Annotated in this window: 18 protein-coding genes; 9 read left to right on the top strand and 9 right to left on the bottom strand. The window is 71.7% G+C overall.

The window, feature by feature from the left end; all coding sequences use genetic code 11:
* Positions 1-337: 337 nt before the first annotated feature.
* Together DEJ12_RS12225 and DEJ12_RS12220 are read right to left on the bottom strand one after the other, a co-directional pair.
* The gene (locus DEJ12_RS12225; RefSeq protein ID WP_027465412.1) at positions 338-835 is read right to left on the bottom strand and encodes a hypothetical protein; all 498 of its coding nucleotides are present in this window, start codon (positions 833-835) and stop codon (positions 338-340) included.
* A gap of 137 nt (positions 836-972) precedes the next feature.
* Positions 973-1,806: an SDR family oxidoreductase gene (locus DEJ12_RS12220; RefSeq protein ID WP_111030193.1), complete on the bottom strand. Its 834-nt coding sequence runs from the start codon at positions 1,804-1,806 to the stop codon at positions 973-975.
* Positions 1,807-1,995: 189 nt separating this feature from the next.
* Here DEJ12_RS12220 and DEJ12_RS12215 point away from each other — a divergent pair, with 189 nt between their 5' ends.
* Positions 1,996-2,310, top strand: a complete 315-nt coding sequence (locus DEJ12_RS12215) for a hypothetical protein (RefSeq protein WP_146245575.1) — start codon at positions 1,996-1,998, stop codon at positions 2,308-2,310.
* A 10-nt stretch (positions 2,311-2,320) separates the two neighbouring features.
* On the opposite strand, the gene DEJ12_RS12210 is transcribed toward DEJ12_RS12215, so the two are convergent.
* The gene (locus DEJ12_RS12210; protein ID WP_071405284.1) at positions 2,321-2,650 is read right to left on the bottom strand and encodes a hypothetical protein; all 330 of its coding nucleotides are present in this window, start codon (positions 2,648-2,650) and stop codon (positions 2,321-2,323) included.
* Between the two features lie 106 nt (positions 2,651-2,756).
* Between DEJ12_RS12210 and DEJ12_RS12205 the strand changes: the two genes are divergently transcribed.
* The 3 genes from DEJ12_RS12205 to DEJ12_RS12195 all read left to right on the top strand — a co-directional run bounded on the left by DEJ12_RS12205 (position 2,757) and on the right by DEJ12_RS12195 (position 5,105).
* A complete protein-coding gene (locus tag DEJ12_RS12205; protein WP_181433108.1) occupies positions 2,757-3,713 on the top strand; it encodes an AraC family transcriptional regulator in 957 nt (318 codons plus the stop codon).
* 118 nt (positions 3,714-3,831) lie between these two features.
* On the top strand, positions 3,832-4,446 hold the full coding sequence (locus tag DEJ12_RS12200) for a DapH/DapD/GlmU-related protein (protein WP_111030190.1): 615 nt from the start codon (positions 3,832-3,834) through the stop codon (positions 4,444-4,446).
* Positions 4,447-4,688: 242 nt separating this feature from the next.
* Positions 4,689-5,105 carry a VOC family protein gene (locus tag DEJ12_RS12195; protein ID WP_111030189.1) on the top strand — a complete coding sequence of 139 codons (417 nt, stop codon included), beginning with the start codon at positions 4,689-4,691 and terminating at the stop codon, positions 5,103-5,105.
* Here DEJ12_RS12195 and DEJ12_RS12190 read toward each other — a convergent pair.
* The 3 genes from DEJ12_RS12190 to DEJ12_RS12185 all read right to left on the bottom strand — a co-directional run bounded on the left by DEJ12_RS12190 (position 5,086) and on the right by DEJ12_RS12185 (position 7,616).
* The gene (locus DEJ12_RS12190) at positions 5,086-6,033 is read right to left on the bottom strand and encodes an isoprenylcysteine carboxylmethyltransferase family protein (RefSeq protein ID WP_111030188.1); all 948 of its coding nucleotides are present in this window, start codon (positions 6,031-6,033) and stop codon (positions 5,086-5,088) included. The genes DEJ12_RS12195 and DEJ12_RS12190 overlap by 20 nt on opposite strands.
* 75 nt (positions 6,034-6,108) lie before the next feature.
* Positions 6,109-6,255, bottom strand: coding sequence for a hypothetical protein (locus tag DEJ12_RS18055; protein ID WP_164941096.1), 147 nt, complete (start codon positions 6,253-6,255; stop codon positions 6,109-6,111).
* A 140-nt stretch (positions 6,256-6,395) separates the two neighbouring features.
* Positions 6,396-7,616 carry an alcohol dehydrogenase catalytic domain-containing protein gene (locus tag DEJ12_RS12185; RefSeq protein WP_071405280.1) on the bottom strand — a complete coding sequence of 407 codons (1,221 nt, stop codon included), beginning with the start codon at positions 7,614-7,616 and terminating at the stop codon, positions 6,396-6,398.
* Positions 7,617-7,739: 123 nt separating this feature from the next.
* On the opposite strand from DEJ12_RS12185, the gene DEJ12_RS12180 reads away from it, so the two are divergent.
* Positions 7,740-8,105, top strand: coding sequence for a DUF3140 domain-containing protein (locus DEJ12_RS12180; protein ID WP_111030187.1), 366 nt, complete (start codon positions 7,740-7,742; stop codon positions 8,103-8,105).
* 11 nt (positions 8,106-8,116) lie between these two features.
* Positions 8,117-8,317 carry a hypothetical protein gene (locus DEJ12_RS12175; RefSeq protein WP_111110269.1) on the top strand — a complete coding sequence of 67 codons (201 nt, stop codon included), beginning with the start codon at positions 8,117-8,119 and terminating at the stop codon, positions 8,315-8,317.
* A 25-nt stretch (positions 8,318-8,342) separates the two neighbouring features.
* On the opposite strand, the gene DEJ12_RS12170 is transcribed toward DEJ12_RS12175, so the two are convergent.
* Positions 8,343-9,197 (bottom strand): family 16 glycosylhydrolase, encoded by an 855-nt coding sequence (locus tag DEJ12_RS12170; RefSeq protein WP_111030262.1) that lies wholly within the window; start codon positions 9,195-9,197, stop codon positions 8,343-8,345.
* Between the two features lie 103 nt (positions 9,198-9,300).
* A complete protein-coding gene (locus tag DEJ12_RS18050; RefSeq protein ID WP_071405277.1) occupies positions 9,301-9,561 on the bottom strand; it encodes a hypothetical protein in 261 nt (86 codons plus the stop codon).
* Positions 9,562-9,636: 75 nt separating this feature from the next.
* Here DEJ12_RS18050 and DEJ12_RS12165 point away from each other — a divergent pair, with 75 nt between their 5' ends.
* Entirely contained in the window at positions 9,637-10,599 is a 963-nt protein-coding gene (locus DEJ12_RS12165; protein ID WP_181433107.1) for an SDR family oxidoreductase, read from the top strand.
* A gap of 291 nt (positions 10,600-10,890) precedes the next feature.
* Here DEJ12_RS12165 and DEJ12_RS12160 read toward each other — a convergent pair whose 3' ends face one another.
* Positions 10,891-12,117: a cobalamin-independent methionine synthase II family protein gene (locus DEJ12_RS12160; RefSeq protein ID WP_110863887.1), complete on the bottom strand. Its 1,227-nt coding sequence runs from the start codon at positions 12,115-12,117 to the stop codon at positions 10,891-10,893.
* Between the two features lie 348 nt (positions 12,118-12,465).
* On the opposite strand from DEJ12_RS12160, the gene DEJ12_RS12155 reads away from it, so the two are divergent.
* Positions 12,466-13,314, top strand: coding sequence for a DUF1684 domain-containing protein (locus DEJ12_RS12155; protein ID WP_111030261.1), 849 nt, complete (start codon positions 12,466-12,468; stop codon positions 13,312-13,314).
* Between the two features lie 102 nt (positions 13,315-13,416).
* Positions 13,417-14,439, top strand: coding sequence for a transporter (locus DEJ12_RS12150; protein WP_111030185.1), 1,023 nt, complete (start codon positions 13,417-13,419; stop codon positions 14,437-14,439).
* Positions 14,440-14,460: the final 21 nt, after the last annotated feature.

Here is a 14,460-nt window from a genome sequence, read left to right as displayed (position 1 = left end):
GGGCGCGCGGCGGACGGTCGGGCACTGTCCGGTTCCTGCGGAACATGGACACGTCTGAGCCGTGGTCGACGTACAGTCTCCGGAAGCTACCCCGCCGGACCCTACCGGCGGGTGCCCGACCCCCCGTTCCCGGGCTGGCCTCGTCATGACCACCGCGTCGAACCCGACGGCGTCGTAGCGCGAGGACGTCTGCTCCTGACCCGAACTCGTGGCAGACGTCCTCGCACCTTCCCGCTATCGTCGAGGAACCGCCGGTCCCCGATCTCGGGCGCCGCGTAGGACGTGGAAGTGGCCGACCAGCCCGAGGACTGATCGGCCACTACGCGGTGTCCGACGACTAGCGGTCGGACGCCTCGACGACGCAGCTCTCGACCTGCTGAGCGGCCTTCGAGTCGTCGGCGAACGGCGTCGGCGCGTCCGAGGTGGTGGTCGTCTCGTCGGCGACGGCCTGCTTGGCGACGTCGTTCACGGCGTACAGCGGGCCGTCGAAGTCGTCGGCCGTGGGGTCGGCGGTGGTCGCCCAGATGGTGACCTCGTCGTCGTTCGAGTCGTTGCTGTCCGCGGGGACGATCGCGGCACCGAGGTACCAGCCGCCGTCCCCCTTCTGGATGTTCGCGAACTCGGTGGTGTCGTGCGACCCGACCGCCTTGTCGATCATGTCGACGGCGGCGCTGGCGGCCACGTCGCACTGGGCCGACTGGGACTTCTCCTCGGAGCCGGGGACCTTGCCGACGGGGTTGATGTTCTGGGCTCCGCCGGGGTCGCAGGCGGTGAGCAGGAGGGCTACGGTGGCGGCGCCGAACAGCGCCGTGACGGTCTTCGCTCGCGTGGACATGGCCCTGAACGTAGGCCGGCCCCGGTGGGCGGCGGTTCAGCCAGGAGCGTCCCCCGACGACGGACGGGAGGCCCGGCGCACGTCGTGCCCCGGGCCTCCCGTCCGTCACCTGGTCCCGTTGCCGGACCGGCGTCCCGTCACAGGATCGGGGTGCCGCCGGTGACGGCGACCCGCGCGCCGGAGACGTAGCTGCCGTCGTCACTGGCGAGCAGCACGTAGACGGGCGCGAGTTCGGCCGGCTGGCCGGGACGGCCGAGCGGCGACTGCTTGCCGAACTGCTCGACCTGCTCCGGCGGCATCGTCGACGGGATCAGCGGCGTCCAGATCGGACCGGGGGCGACGCTGTTCACGCGGATCCCGCGTTCCCCGAGCAGCTGCGCCAGCGCGGCCGACAGGTTCGCGACGCCGGCCTTCGTGACGTCGTAGGGCGCCAGGTTCGGCTTCGGGTTGTCGGAGTTCACCGAGCTCGACCCGATGATCGACGACCCCGGGCCGAGGTGCGGCAGCGCGGCCTTGACGAGGTGGAAGTAGGCGCTGAGGTTCGTCGCGAGGGTGTGGTCCCACTCCTCGTCGCTGATCTCCTCGATCGTCTCGTGGATCATCTGGTAGGCGGCGTTGTTCACGAGGACGTCGAGCCCGCCGAGTTCCGAGACCGCCTGGTCGATGACGGATCGGCAGTACGCGGGGTCGCTCACGTCGCCCGGGAACAGCACGGCCTTCCGACCGGCTTCCTCGATCCAGCGCTTCGTGTCCTGCGCGTCGTCCTCCTCGTCCGGCAGGTAGCTGATCAGGACGTCGGCACCCTCGCGCGCGAACGCGATCGCGACGGCCTTCCCGATGCCGCTGTCCCCGCCGGTGATGACGGCGCGCTTGCCGGTGAGCTTGCCGGAGCCGCGGTACGACTCCTCGCCGTGGTCGGCCTTCGGGGTGAGCTCCTGGTCGCTCCCCGGGGGCTGCTGCTGCTCGGTCATGTCTCTCCCTGTGGTCGGTTTCCCTGGACGTCCCCGATGCTGGGCGGGCGCCACTGAACGCCTGTCCAGGGTCACGGCGTACCCCGTTCGGTGCCCGAAGATGTGTACCCGGCACGACGGCGGCCTACCGTGGCACCGGATCAGGGAACCGTCACCGCGACGGAAGCTCCTCTTCACCAGGGAGCAACGTTGAAGTACGTGAACTACGCGGGCACCGTCCGCGTCCTGACGAGCGACTCGATCGCCGACGCGGTGATCCGGTACGCCGCCGCACTGCACCAGAGCCGACTGAGCGACGTCGTGTCGATCCCGACGGCTGACGACTTCGGGGTGGCGAGCACGATCGAGGTGCTCCTGGCCCCGGCGATCCCGGTTGCCCTCGAGCCCGCTCCGGACGACGACCTCGAACCCGAGGGCGAGGCGTTCCTGCTCGAACTCGACCGGCGCACCGAGGCCGCGCTCGCCGTCGACACCAACGCGTCGCCGCCGGACTTCGGGCGCTGAGCCGGCGCCCCTACGCCACCGGCCCCTCGGTCAGGTCCGTCCGGGTGTCCGCGTGGATCACCTCGTCGTGCTCGAACGTCAGCGCGGCGGCCCGCAGCCGTGCCACGAACACCGTGTCCTCGCGCTCGAGTTCGTCCTCCTCGGCGTCCTCGACCACGAGCTGACTCGACGGACCGATGAGGACCTTGGTGGTCGTCATGGTGCCGTCCGTCGCCACCGAGGGGATCGCGACGGTGTCCGCCCGGTTGCCACCGGCCAGGGCCGCGGCGTACTCGATCACGGCATCGGCCACGTCGTCGCTCGTCAAGATCGTGGAACGGTCGTACTGGATCTGCTTCATGTCCGGGCCTCCATCTGCACAGCCAACAGCGCCGTTGCTGGCCGCCGTACAGGAACACGGCGCGTCGCTCGTTGCGCCGACGCCGACTTGTCGTCAGGATCATCACGTGCCCGAGACCATGCACCGCCTGCTGCGGGAGATCCAGACCGCCGAGCCGTCGGTGGCGGCCGAGGCGATGGCCCGGACGCACATCACCCACGGACTGTCGGTCGAACCGACGGACGCCGAGTTCGTGTTCGAGGAGCGCGTGCGCGGAACGGCGCTGCTGTCGCTCGAGTCGACCCGCTGCACCGGGGTCCTGAGCGGCACGATCGAGCCCGGCGACGCGATGATGATCTTCTGGATGAAGTCCGGGGTCGCCCAGCTCGACGAGAACACCGTGAAGATCGGCCGGCCGACGCTCTTCCGTCAGGGGCCCCAGCGCTTCCGCTGGATCGCCTGCAACAAGGACGTCCTGCGGATCGACCGCTCGATCGTCGAACAGGTCGCGGCCGAGCGCGGCGACTGGGCCCCGGGTCCCATCGAGTTCCGTCCGCGGCACGTCCCCGAGGGCGCGCCGCTCGCTGCCTGGTGGCTCATGGTGCGGTCCATCGCACAAGAGGTCCTGGCCGGACCGGACGCCGTCCCGGTCGAACGCGAGCGGGAGCTCGCGCGCTTCGCCGCCGGTGGGCTGCTCACCGCGATCCCGCACTGGCCCGTCGGGCAGCACGAGCCGGCGATGGCCGCCACCGCCCGCTTCGCCCGTGCCGAGACCTTCCTGCTCGAGCACGCCACCGAGCAGATCACCGTCGACGACGTCGCCGAGGCCGCCGGCCTGAGCGTGCGCGGCGTGCAGGCGGCGTTCCAGCGACACCACGGCATCACCCCGACCATGTACCTGCGTCGCATCCGGCTGCTGCTCGCCCGCGAACAGCTCGAGTCGGGCGACGGGCGGAGCATCGCCGAGATCGCCCGGGCCACCGGGTTCGCCCACCTCGGCCGGTTCGCAGGGAGCTACCGCGAGGAGTTCGGCGAGCTGCCCCGGCAGACGGCGTCCACCGCGCGCGACGGCGCCCGCGCGTAGCGAGCAGCCGCGCGGCCCCGCAAGAATCCCGCAACCGCTCACCGTCCGGCCGATCGCCGACGATCGTCGCCCTACGTTTGCGCTGCACGGACACGCAGCCACGACGACTGGAGACCCCATGGCCGGCTCAGCAGCACCACCCGTCCCGACCACGGCCGTCCCGCCGACGACCGATCCGTCGACGTTCGGCCGTCGGCTCGTGGAGGACGCCTCCTACGCCCGTGAGCACCTCGTCTTCACGGCATTGCTCGGATCCCCGCTGCTGCCCCGGATCGTCCGGCGGCTGCTGCTCCGTGCCGCCGGGGCACGCGCCGAGTCCGGTGTGGGGACCGGGTTCTCGCTGACGGGGGACCCGAAGCACCTCACCATCGGCGGGGGCGTCTTCTGCAACCGCAACGTGACCGTCGAGGCCGTGGCCCCCGTGACGATCGGTGCGAACACCGCGATCGGGATGCAGGTGCTCATCATGACGAGCCACCACGAGATCGACGCCGAGGGCCGGTGGAGCGACGTCGCGACCGGCCGTCCGGTGGTCGTCGAGGAGCACGTCTGGATCGGCGGCCGCGCCACGATCCTGCCGGGCGCCCACATCGAGCACGACGTCGTGGTCGCCGCCGGCGCCGTGGTCGTCGGCCGCCTGGCGGCGCACGGCGTCTACGCCGGCGTCCCCGCGAAGCGGATCCGTGAGCTCGCCCCGTCCGCGCGACCGCCGGTGGTGGACTCCGCCGCGTGACGGCCTGGAGGCCCGTGGCGGCGTCGCCACGCGCCTCCCGTCCGGCGTTGGTGCTGCTTCGAACACGCCGGTGTGTTGCTGCGACGCCGTGCCGTCGTCGAGACGCCGCCGAATGTGGAGGCGTCTCGACGACCTGGCGGCGCCGGACGAAGACGACGGCGTCTCCTTCCGCGGGGTCGCGCACTCTGCCAGCATGATCACGACGCGGACGACGACGCCCGCGCAGGACGAGGGAGACCGTCATGACCGTTCGCCTCAACCCCTACCTCGGGTTCCGGAGCGGCGCCCGCGAAGCGCTCGAGTTCTACTACTCGGTCTTCGGCGGGACGCTCACCATCGGCACGTTCGGTGAAGCCGGCATGAGCCAGGACCCCGCCGACGCCGACAAGGTGATGCACGGGCAGCTCGACGGCGACCAGGGCCTGCTCCTGATGGCCTCGGACGCGCCGTCCGGCATGCCGACACCGGCGGAGAGCAGCATCTCGCTCTCGCTCAGCGGCGACGACCACGAACTGCTGACGCGGTGGTGGAACGGCCTCGCCCAGGGCGCGACGATCGTCGAACCACTCACCACCGCCCCCTGGGGCGACACCTTCGGCATGCTGACCGATCGCCACGGGGTGTCGTGGCTGGTCAACATCAGCGGCGCGACGAGCTGAGCGGCACCGAACCCACGCGTGCCGGCACCGGCCACCGCGGCACCCAGCACCGGACCTGCTCGGCGTAGCGGTGGAAGTCGTCGCCGAACCGTTCCGCCAGGTCCGATTCCTCGAGCGGGCGGACGATGCAGTTCCAGACCACGGAACCGGCGACCGCGTAGACGACGACCAGCCACGACGACAGCAGCAGCCCGACGGCGACGCCCTGGGTGATGCCGGCCAGTGCCATCGGGTTCCGCACCGACCGGTACGGCCCGGCGACCACCAGACGGTTCGCGGTGGCCGAGGGCAGCGGTGTTCCCTCGCCCTTCGTCGACATCGCCGCCGCCGACGCGATGCCGAGCGCGCTGGCCAGCAGGAGCACGACCACACCGACGACGGTGAGGGCGGTGACGAAGGGTGCCGGCAGCTGCGGTTGGAGGCCCCAGCGGTGCTCGGCGAACGCGATGAGCAGGGGGAACACCCCGAGGAACAGGCCCCAGAAGACGACGATCTGCAGCACGGTCGCGGTGACGTGCCGGGAGCGCGGGGCGCTGGCGTCAGCGGTGCGGATCCGCAGCGGACCGCTCGTCACCCACTCCGTCGGGACCCGTCCGAGCAGGACGAGGGCAAGGGCGAGGGCCGAGCCGATCGTGGCGACGAGCATGACGAGCACGCCCCAGCCGGCCTCGCCGGTCACGGTCGCCCAGACGCTCAGGGCGACGAGCACCAGGGCGGTCCACACCGTCGTGACCACCGCGGCGGCCCGGACACCGGCGGCGGCGAGCGCCGAGGCGACGACGAACAGCGGGACGTCGAACACGGCGACGAGCACCGGGTCGAGCGAGCCGAGCGTCGCCGTGCGGATCCAGGGCAGCGTCGCGACGGCGATCCACCAGGCCGCTCCACCGACGGCTTGCAGCGCGTAGTACCGCCGGCCCCAGGACATGGGTGCACGGTAGCAGTGCGCGGCGAGGGGCCGAGGAGTCGGCGGGCCGTGCGTGCCGTCGCTCCCGACGGTCGGTCAGTCGGTGTGGTTGATCTGTCCGAGCCAGCGACCGAAGGACGGGGTGCGCTCGTCGTGCAGGGTGGGCAGGACGGGCTTCGGCAGGCAGGCGCGCTCGTCGGTGACGGTTCCGGCGCCGGTGCTCTTGTGGAGGTCGAGGCTCATGGTGGGCTCCTTCGTGGTCGGTGGAGAGTTCGACACCGGGCGGGGCCGTTCCATTCCCACCCGGTGTCGTCCTGGTCCGGTGCAGCGCGGTCCGGTGCAGCGCGGTCCGGTGCGTCGCGTTCCGGCGCGTCGCGTTCGGTTCAGGAGGTGCCGAGCTCGACCTTGATCCAGCCGGGTTCGCGTCGGTCGAACGCCTGGTAGGCAGCGATCGCGTCGGTGATCGGCTCGTGCTCGGTGATCAGGGCCGTCGGGTCGAACTGTCCGGCGGCCACCATGTCGATCAGCGGCGGGGTGACGGAGTGGTGATCGCAGTTCCCCATCCGCACGGTGAGGTTCTTGAGCATCGCCTCGCCGATCGGGTAGTGCTCGGCCGTCGGTCCGTACACGCCGATGATCCCGATGCGGCCGTACTTCGCCACGCTCGCCACCGCCCAGCGAGCCACCTGCGAGGGGCCGTCCCCGGGCTTCCACTGCTGCTGCGCACCGAAGCCGTCGGGCGCGGCATCGGGTGCGACCGCCGCGACCTCGGCGTCGAACGCCGCCGCCTGGTCCTGGTCGACCGCCGCCGGGCCGCGCTTCGGGCGTTCGGCGTCCACGCCGACCGCGTCGATCACGCAGTCCGCGCCGATGCCGTCGGTCAGCGACATGATCGTCTCGACGGGGTCCTCGGCGTTGTAGTCGACGACCTCGCAGTGCTGGGCGAGCGCGGCGGCGAGCCGGGTCTCCTCGCCGTCGACGACGATGACGCGGGCCGCGCCCTGCTTGTACGCCGAGGCCGCCGCGAACTGTCCGACGATCCCGGCACCGAACACCACCACGACGTCACCGCGCGTGACGCCCGCGAGCTCCGCGCCGAACCACCCCGTGGGGAAGATGTCGGACAGCAGGATCGCCTGCTCGTCGGAGACGGTGTCCGGGAGCGGGTGCATGGTGTTGCGGGCCCACGGGACGCGGACGTACTCGGCCTGCATGCCGTCGACCGGTCCGGTCGAGGCGGGGCCGCCGAAGAACGCGGTGCCCGCCTGCGGTCCGTTGCTGTTCGAGCGGTCGCACTGGGCGGTCTTGCCCATCCGGCAGTACCGGCAGGCACCGCAGGACACGGTGGAGTTGATGACGACGCGGTCGCCGGGGCTGAAGCCGCGCACCGCGTCCCCGACCTCGGTGACGACGCCGACGGCCTCGTGACCGAGGATCGTGCCCTCGACCATCGGTGCCATCGTGCCGCGGACGAAGTGCAGGTCGGTGCCGCAGATCGCACTGCGGGTGATCCGGACGATCGCGTCCTCCGGGTCCTGGATCGTCGGCTGCGGGACCTCGTCGAGCCGGATGTCGCCGATGCCGTGCCACACGACTGCGCGCATGTGATGCCTCTTCCTGTTCGGGTGCGGGGTTCGCTCGGTCAGGAAACGCGCGAGGGGCTGGGCGCGGTCGGAGGCGCATCCGCCCTGCGCAGTCGTCCAGCACCGCCGGGTTTGCTCGACGGCATGAGCGAGCACGACGACGAGCAGACCCGGGCCGACTTCGACGACGCGGTGAACATGACCGCCACCGAGCTGCGGAAGTGGCTCGACACCGACGAGTCGAAGTCCGTCGGGCAGAAGCCCTCGGGCGGCGGCGAGTCGACCGGGCACGAGAGCGGTCGGCACATCGTCCGCATCCTCGAGAAGCACAAGGCCGACCGCACCGACGACGACCTGGCGCACATGCGGAAGGTCGTCGGCTACGTCGCCCGGCACTCGGAGCAGCGTCCTGACGGCGACGTGCACGACACCCCCTGGCGGTACTCGCTCATGAACTGGGGCCACGACCCGGAGAAGCACTGGCGGCGTCGGGCAGAATGGGTGGTGTGAACGAGACGGGCATGCCGCGCTTCCGACGGATCTGGTCGACCGTGCAGGTCGGTGTCCTCGCGATCGCCGTCGCGTTCTGCGTCGTGATGCTCGTGATCGGGCAGGGCAAGCTCGACCGGGTCTACGCGGTCGCCGCGGTGTTCTTCGGACTCGCCCTGGTCGGGCACAGCACCTACCTGTGGCTCGTCGCCCGGGCGAACCGCCGCCCCTGACGCTCGTCCGCTTCGGCGATCCCGGCTAGGCGCTCTGGTGGACCCGCAGCCAGTCGATGGTCATCTGCTGCGGGAACCGTGTCGAGGCGTCCGGCGAACCCGGCCAGTTCCCGCCGACCGCGACGTTGAGGATCACGAAGAACGGCTTGTCGAACACCCACGTCGCCGAGCCGACGTCGGCCCGGGTGACCGTCCGGTACGCGACGCCGTCGACCGTCCAGGTGATCGAGCCGGGGCGCCAGTCGACCCCGTACACGTGGAAGTCGTCGGCGAACGCTGCTCCGGACGGGTTCGTGTACGCCGCCGAGATGCCCTGCGCGCCGGAGTACCCGGGCCCGTGCACCGTTCCGTGCACGATCCCCGGCTCGTACCCGACGTTCTCCATGACGTCGATCTCCCCGCACGCCGGCCAGCCGACCTGCCCGATGTCCGCGCCGAGCATCCAGAACGCCGGCCAGATGCCCTGGCCGCGGGGGATGCGGATCCGCGCCTCGATGCGGCCGTACTGCGCGGTGTAGGTGCTCTCGGACTTCAGCCGGGCCGATGAGTACGACCCGTCGGCCTCGCGGCGTGCGGTGATCACGAGGTTGCCGGCACCGTCGAGCGCCGCGTTCCGCCGCGAGTCCGTGTAGGTCTGCAGCTCCGCGTTGCCCCAGCCGCCGGAACCCAGGTCGTACCGCCAGATCCCGGGGTTCGGCGCGCTGCCGGTCGGGCCGTCGAACTCGTCGGCGGCGAGCAGCACGGGCGCAGCGGTCGGCGCCGCAGCTCCGGTCACGGCCTGTGCCGAGCCGTCCGGGATCGCCGTCGCGCCGAGGGCGGTCGTCGCGGCTCCGGCGAGTCCGAGCGTCATGAAGCGCCGTCGATCGATGTGCTGGTCCATGTCGTGCTCCCTGCAGCGCGATGGTGGTGTGGTCGTCGGATCATGCACCATCAGACCGCACCTGAACAGGCCCGGATCCCGCTTCGTCCGCGGGGCGCACCGGTCAGCCGAACCGCATCGCCAGCGGCACGAGCAGGCCCGCGACCCAGACGAGCACCATCACGAGGGCGCCGACCGCGATGAGCCGTCGGCGACGCCGCAGCTTCGGGCTCCGCTCCTCGCCCCACATCTGTGCACGGACCAGCACCCGGTTCGCCTGCTCGACGACCTTCCGCACCTCGGGGTCGTCGACGTCGAGGACACCGGCGCGGGCGTGTTCGGCGATGACCGCGGCTTCGTCGACGGTCAGGTCGTCCTTGCGCATGCTCCATCTTCGCACCGCGTGCAGGGGTACGACCCGGCTGTGCGGGAACGGACCACGGCCGGGTACCAAGGACACATGGGACATCGGTACCGCGGGAAGATCGTCGTCATCACCGGAGCATCGAGCGGCATCGGGAGGGCCGCCGCACACGAGTTCGCCCGGCAGGGCGCCACGCTCGTGCTCGCCGCACGCGGGCACGACTCGCTCGAGGCCGCAGCAGCCGAGTGCCGGAAGCTCGGCGCCGAGGCGATCGCGATCCCGACCGACGTCGCCGACGAGCACCAGGTCAAGGACCTCATCGGCACCGTGACGACCCGCTTCGGTCGCATCGACGTCTTCGTCGGCAACGCGGCCCTGTTCGTCTACGGCCTGTTCGAGCAGACCCCCACCGAGGCGTTCAAGCGCGTCGTCGACACGAACCTGTACGGGCACCTCAACGCCATCACGCACCTGCTGCCGCACTGGAAGCAGCGCGGGAAGGGCACCTACGTGCTCGTCGGCTCGATCCAGTCGCTGCTCTCGGCGCCGTACCAGTCGGCGTACGTGACGAGCAAGCACGCTGCGCTCGGCCTGGTCGACGTGCTCGGTGACGAGTTCGCGGGCACCGGCATCAAGTTCACCGCGCTGCTGCCGTCCACGATCGACACCCCGATCTACCAGAACGGCGCCAACTACACCGGCAAGACCTCGCACCCGCTCCCGCCCACCGTCTCGGTCGAGCGGGCCGGACGCGCCGTCGTGCAGGCCGCCACGCACCCCAAGCGCTACCGCTTCGTCGGACGCATCCAGGCATCGCTCGTGCCGCTGCAGTACGTGTTCCCGGGCCTGTTCCACAAGATCACGAAGCCGATGGTGGAGACGTTCGCGCTCCGTGGCAAGGGCGCCCCGAGCGACGGGAACCTCTACGCCCCCGCCGACGCCGCGAACGCGACGAACGGCGGCTGGGTCGCGAAGCGTCGGCGCGTCACGCGGCCCCTCGTCTGGCTCGGCGTCGCCGCTGCGGGCGCGGCGGTCGTGCTCGGCCGCTCGCGTCGGTAGACGCATCCGCTGACGGCCTGGAGGCCCGGTGCCAGCTGGCACCGGGCCTCCCGTTCGTCCGTGCGCGCGTGCACAGCCGGGCGTACCTCGCGGAATCGGGCGTACCTGCCCGAACCGGGCGTACCTGGCGGAATCGGGCGTACCTGCCCGAACCGGGCGTACCTGGCGGAATCGGGCGTACCTGGCGGAATCGGGCGTACCTGGCGGAACCGGCCGTACCTGCCGTGTTCTTCTTGGCAGGTACGCCCGATCTCACCAGGTACCGCAGCCGTTCTGGGAAGGAACGGGCGGCTAGAAGAGCTTCGCGCTCGCGCGCCGGGCACCCTCACCGAGCGACTCGAGCTTCGCCGCGGCGATCTGCGGGTGCACGCGGCCGCCGAGGCCGCAGTCGGTGCCGGCGATGACGCGCTCGCGCCCGACGACCGAGGCGAACCGCTCGATGCGCTGCGCGACGAGGTCGGGGTGCTCGACGACGTTCGTCGCGTGGCCGACGACACCGGGGACGATGACCTTGCCTTCGGGCAGGGCGACGTCCTGCCAGACGGTCCACTCGTGCTCGTGGCGGGCGTTCGCGGCCTCGAACGAGTACGCACCGGCGTCGATGTCGAGCATCAGGTCGACGATGTGGCGGAGCTCGATGTCGGTCGTGTGCGGGCCGTGCCAGGAGCCCCAGCACAGGTGGAAGCGCACGCGGCTGGTGTCGAGGCCGCGCAGCGCGTGGTTGAGCGCCTCGACACGGATGCGGGTGAAGGCGCGGTAGTCCTCGATGCTCGGCTCGGGGTTGATCTGGTCCCAGTTCTCGGCGATCGAGGGGTCGTCGATCTGCAGCACGAGGCCGGCGTCGAGGATCGTCGTGTACTCCTCGCGCAGGGCGTCCGCCCACGCCCAGATGTGTTCTTCCTCGGTCGCGTAGTACTCGTTCGCGATGCGGGCGGCGGACCCGGGGGAGAGCGCCGTGATGAAGCCGTTGTCCGCGCCGGCGGCCTCCACCGCGTGCTTGAGGTTCGCCGCGTCGGTGGCCGCGGCCTCGTGGCCGGTGTAGGTGATCGGACCGGTCGTGGTCGGGAACGCGGTGGCGTTCTTGCCGGTGCCGATGCCCGACTCGGGGTCGGTGTAGGCGTCGTGAAAGATCGTCCAGTCGCGGCGGTCCGGAAAGCTCGTGAGCCGGATGTTCCCCGGGGTGGACCGGACCGGCTGCTGCGAGAAGATGTTCTCGTCGGTCAGGCTCAGGCCGCTGACGCGCTGGAACGAGTAGCCCCACCACGCGCCGTAGTCGACGCTGTTCGACATCGCCTTGCCGAACTCGCCGTCACCGGGCTGCGTGATGCCGAGCGCGGTCTGCCGTGCGACGACGTCGTCGACGGCCGCGCTCGTCAGGGCGCGGACCTCGTCGGTGGTCTCGAGCGTGAAGCCGTCGGCGGCCACGGGCCGTGCGGCGTTCGCGGCGATGAGCTCCGGGGTGCGGGGGAGCGATCCGGCGGTGGTGGCCTGGATGCGGTCGGTGTTCTCGAAGGGCATGCGCTGCCTTCCTCTCGATGGGTGCGGACTGTCGGGAGTCGGGGGCCGCGCGCGAGGCTTCGCGGTGCGCTGCAGTGCCACTCTGCCACGAGGGATCGGGCCCGTTACGTTGCGCGACTGTGGCTTCGTGTGGACGCCGAACGACAGGGTCGATGTCGTACGACACCGACTCGGTCACCTGTAGCGTGCGCGGACAGTTGCAGGCGCGTGTGAACGACAGGCTCGATGTCGGACGACGTCGACGGTGTCGTTCCGCATCGACCCGCCCGTGCGCGCCCGCCCCGCCGCCCGCCGACGCACGGCGACACGATCGTCGCGCCACCGGGCCACGCGTCGTACGGTCGACCCATGAGCACGACGACCCCGACGAGCGACACCACCACGACGACCCCGACGCACCCGGCCGCACCGACCTTCGCCGAATCGTGGACCGCCTGGCACGACGACCACGAGCAGGCCCGCGCGAGCGAGCACGGGTTCCTCGCGATCACGAGCATCCGTTGGCTCGCCGCGACGCCGGAACGGTTCGAGGACGCCCCGGGCAGCTGGTCGACGGACGAGGACGGCCCGGTGGTCGCACTGGCCGACGACGAGACGATCGAGGTCGACGGACAGCCGGTCACCGGGACGCACCGGTTCGGCCCGCTGCCGGAGCGCTCGAGCACCAACGTGGTGTGGCACGACGGCGACGAGACCGTGGTGATCGAGGTCGCCCGGCGCGGCGGCAGTGACCTGCTCCGCCCGCGGCACCCGTCGAACCCGACCCGCGTCGGCTACCAGGGCACCCCGGCGTACTCGGCCGCTGAGCGCTTCGTCGTGGACGCGCACTTCGAGCCGTTCGACACCCCGCGCGAGGTCACCGTCGGCAGCGTCGTCGACGGCCTGCTGCACGTCTACGAGGCCCCCGGCGTCCTGACGTTCGACCTCGACGGGCCGCGGTCGCTCCTGGCGTTCAACGGGCACGCCGGCGGTCTGCACGTGCTGTTCACCGACCGCACGAGCGGGGTGACGACGTACGCGGCGAACCGGAGTCTCGACATCGCCGCACCGGATGCCGACGGTGCCACCCGCATCGACTTCAACCGGGCGACGAACCTGCCGTGCGCGTACACCCCGCACGCGACCTGCCCGCTGCCGCCCGCCGAGAACCGGCTCGACGTCGCGGTCGAGGCGGGCGAGCAACTGCCCGCAGCCTGACCGCCGAGCACACACGGCCCGCGGGCACGCACGCCCCGCCGCGCACGCACGGCCCCGGGCGCGCACCGGCGCAGCCGACCCGTCCACGAGAATGGGGGAGCCATGCCACGACCCACCTCCCGCATCCCGCTCAACACCCTCGCCGTCCCGTTCGGCCTCGCCGGCTTCGCCGAGACGTGGTCGTACGCCGCCCCCGTGCTGCACCTGCCCACCGTCGTGCCGCAGGTGTTCTGGGCGATCGCCGCCGTCGCGTGGGTGTGGCTGCTCGGTGCGCACATCGTCCGGGGCGCACGCGTCAGCGAACGGCTGGTCGACCAGCTCCGCCACCCGGCGCAGGGCCCGATCGCCGCGCTCGTCCCCGCGACCGCGATGCTGCTCGGCGTCGACCTGGCGCGGTTCGCCCCCGTCGCCGGGCAGGTCGTGGTGCTCGCCGCCGTGGCCACCGCGGCCGGGTTCGCCGCCTGGCTGCTGAGCACCTGGTTCGAGGGCCGGCTCGCCCTGGAGTCCGTGCACGGCGGCTACCTGCTGCCGACCGTCGCCGCGGCCCTGGTCGCCTCGGTCGCCACGCACGAGGTCGGCGTCGGCTGGCTGTCCTGGCCGGCCCTCGGTGTCGGCGTGTTCTTCTGGGGCGTCATGACCGGCCTGCTGCTCATCCGGCTGGCGTTCCGGCCGGCGCTGCCGGGGCCGCTCGTGCCGACGATGGCGATCCTGGTCGCGCCGCCGGCGGTCGCCACCCTGTCGGTGTTCGCCCTCACCGACGGCGCTGTGACGCTGCCCGTGCAGGCCATCGCGGGGCTCGGCGTCCTGATGGTCCTCGTGCAGCTGGCCCTGCTGCCGCGGTACGTCCGCCTGGCGTTCTCGCTCGGGTTCTGGTCGTTCGTGTTCCCGGCAGCCGCGGTCGCCACCGCCGCAGTGGAGTGGTTCCGGGCACTCGCGCTGCCGTCCGCCTGGATCCCCACCGCCACGTTGCTGGCGCTGCTCAGCGTGCTCGTCGCGGTCGTCGGTGCCCGCTCGATCGGCCTCGCCGTGCACCACCTGCTCGGGCAGGCCGAGCGCACCCTGCACGACGCCGACGACGAGGACGCCGCCCCCGGCCCCGTGACGGGCGCGACGCGCGTGGTCTGACGAGCGGGGCGGTCGGGCCGC

The organism is Curtobacterium sp. MCLR17_059, from assembly GCF_003234665.1.
Classification (GTDB): Bacteria; Actinomycetota; Actinomycetes; order Actinomycetales; family Microbacteriaceae; genus Curtobacterium; species Curtobacterium flaccumfaciens.
The sequence above is the reverse complement of the archived record's forward strand: the minus strand, read 5'-3'. Positions and strand labels throughout refer to the sequence as shown.

Coding starts and splice junctions, on each gene's coding strand:
- DEJ12_RS12225 (WP_027465412.1), bottom strand. CDS start 835: ATGTCCACGCGAGCGAAGACCGTCACGGCGCTGTTCGGCGCCGCCACC.
- DEJ12_RS12220 (WP_111030193.1), bottom strand. CDS start 1,806: ATGACCGAGCAGCAGCAGCCCCCGGGGAGCGACCAGGAGCTCACCCCG.
- DEJ12_RS12210 (WP_071405284.1), bottom strand. CDS start 2,650: ATGAAGCAGATCCAGTACGACCGTTCCACGATCTTGACGAGCGACGAC.
- DEJ12_RS12200 (WP_111030190.1), top strand. CDS start 3,832: ATGGCCGGCTCAGCAGCACCACCCGTCCCGACCACGGCCGTCCCGCCG.
- DEJ12_RS12195 (WP_111030189.1), top strand. CDS start 4,689: ATGACCGTTCGCCTCAACCCCTACCTCGGGTTCCGGAGCGGCGCCCGC.
- DEJ12_RS12190 (WP_111030188.1), bottom strand. CDS start 6,033: ATGTCCTGGGGCCGGCGGTACTACGCGCTGCAAGCCGTCGGTGGAGCG.
- DEJ12_RS18055 (WP_164941096.1), bottom strand. CDS start 6,255: ATGAGCCTCGACCTCCACAAGAGCACCGGCGCCGGAACCGTCACCGAC.
- DEJ12_RS12185 (WP_071405280.1), bottom strand. CDS start 7,616: ATGCGCGCAGTCGTGTGGCACGGCATCGGCGACATCCGGCTCGACGAG.
- DEJ12_RS12180 (WP_111030187.1), top strand. CDS start 7,740: ATGAGCGAGCACGACGACGAGCAGACCCGGGCCGACTTCGACGACGCG.
- DEJ12_RS12175 (WP_111110269.1), top strand. CDS start 8,117: ATGCCGCGCTTCCGACGGATCTGGTCGACCGTGCAGGTCGGTGTCCTC.
- DEJ12_RS12170 (WP_111030262.1), bottom strand. CDS start 9,197: ATGGACCAGCACATCGATCGACGGCGCTTCATGACGCTCGGACTCGCC.
- DEJ12_RS18050 (WP_071405277.1), bottom strand. CDS start 9,561: ATGCGCAAGGACGACCTGACCGTCGACGAAGCCGCGGTCATCGCCGAA.
- DEJ12_RS12165 (WP_181433107.1), top strand. CDS start 9,637: ATGGGACATCGGTACCGCGGGAAGATCGTCGTCATCACCGGAGCATCG.
- DEJ12_RS12160 (WP_110863887.1), bottom strand. CDS start 12,117: ATGCCCTTCGAGAACACCGACCGCATCCAGGCCACCACCGCCGGATCG.
- DEJ12_RS12155 (WP_111030261.1), top strand. CDS start 12,466: ATGAGCACGACGACCCCGACGAGCGACACCACCACGACGACCCCGACG.
- DEJ12_RS12150 (WP_111030185.1), top strand. CDS start 13,417: ATGCCACGACCCACCTCCCGCATCCCGCTCAACACCCTCGCCGTCCCG.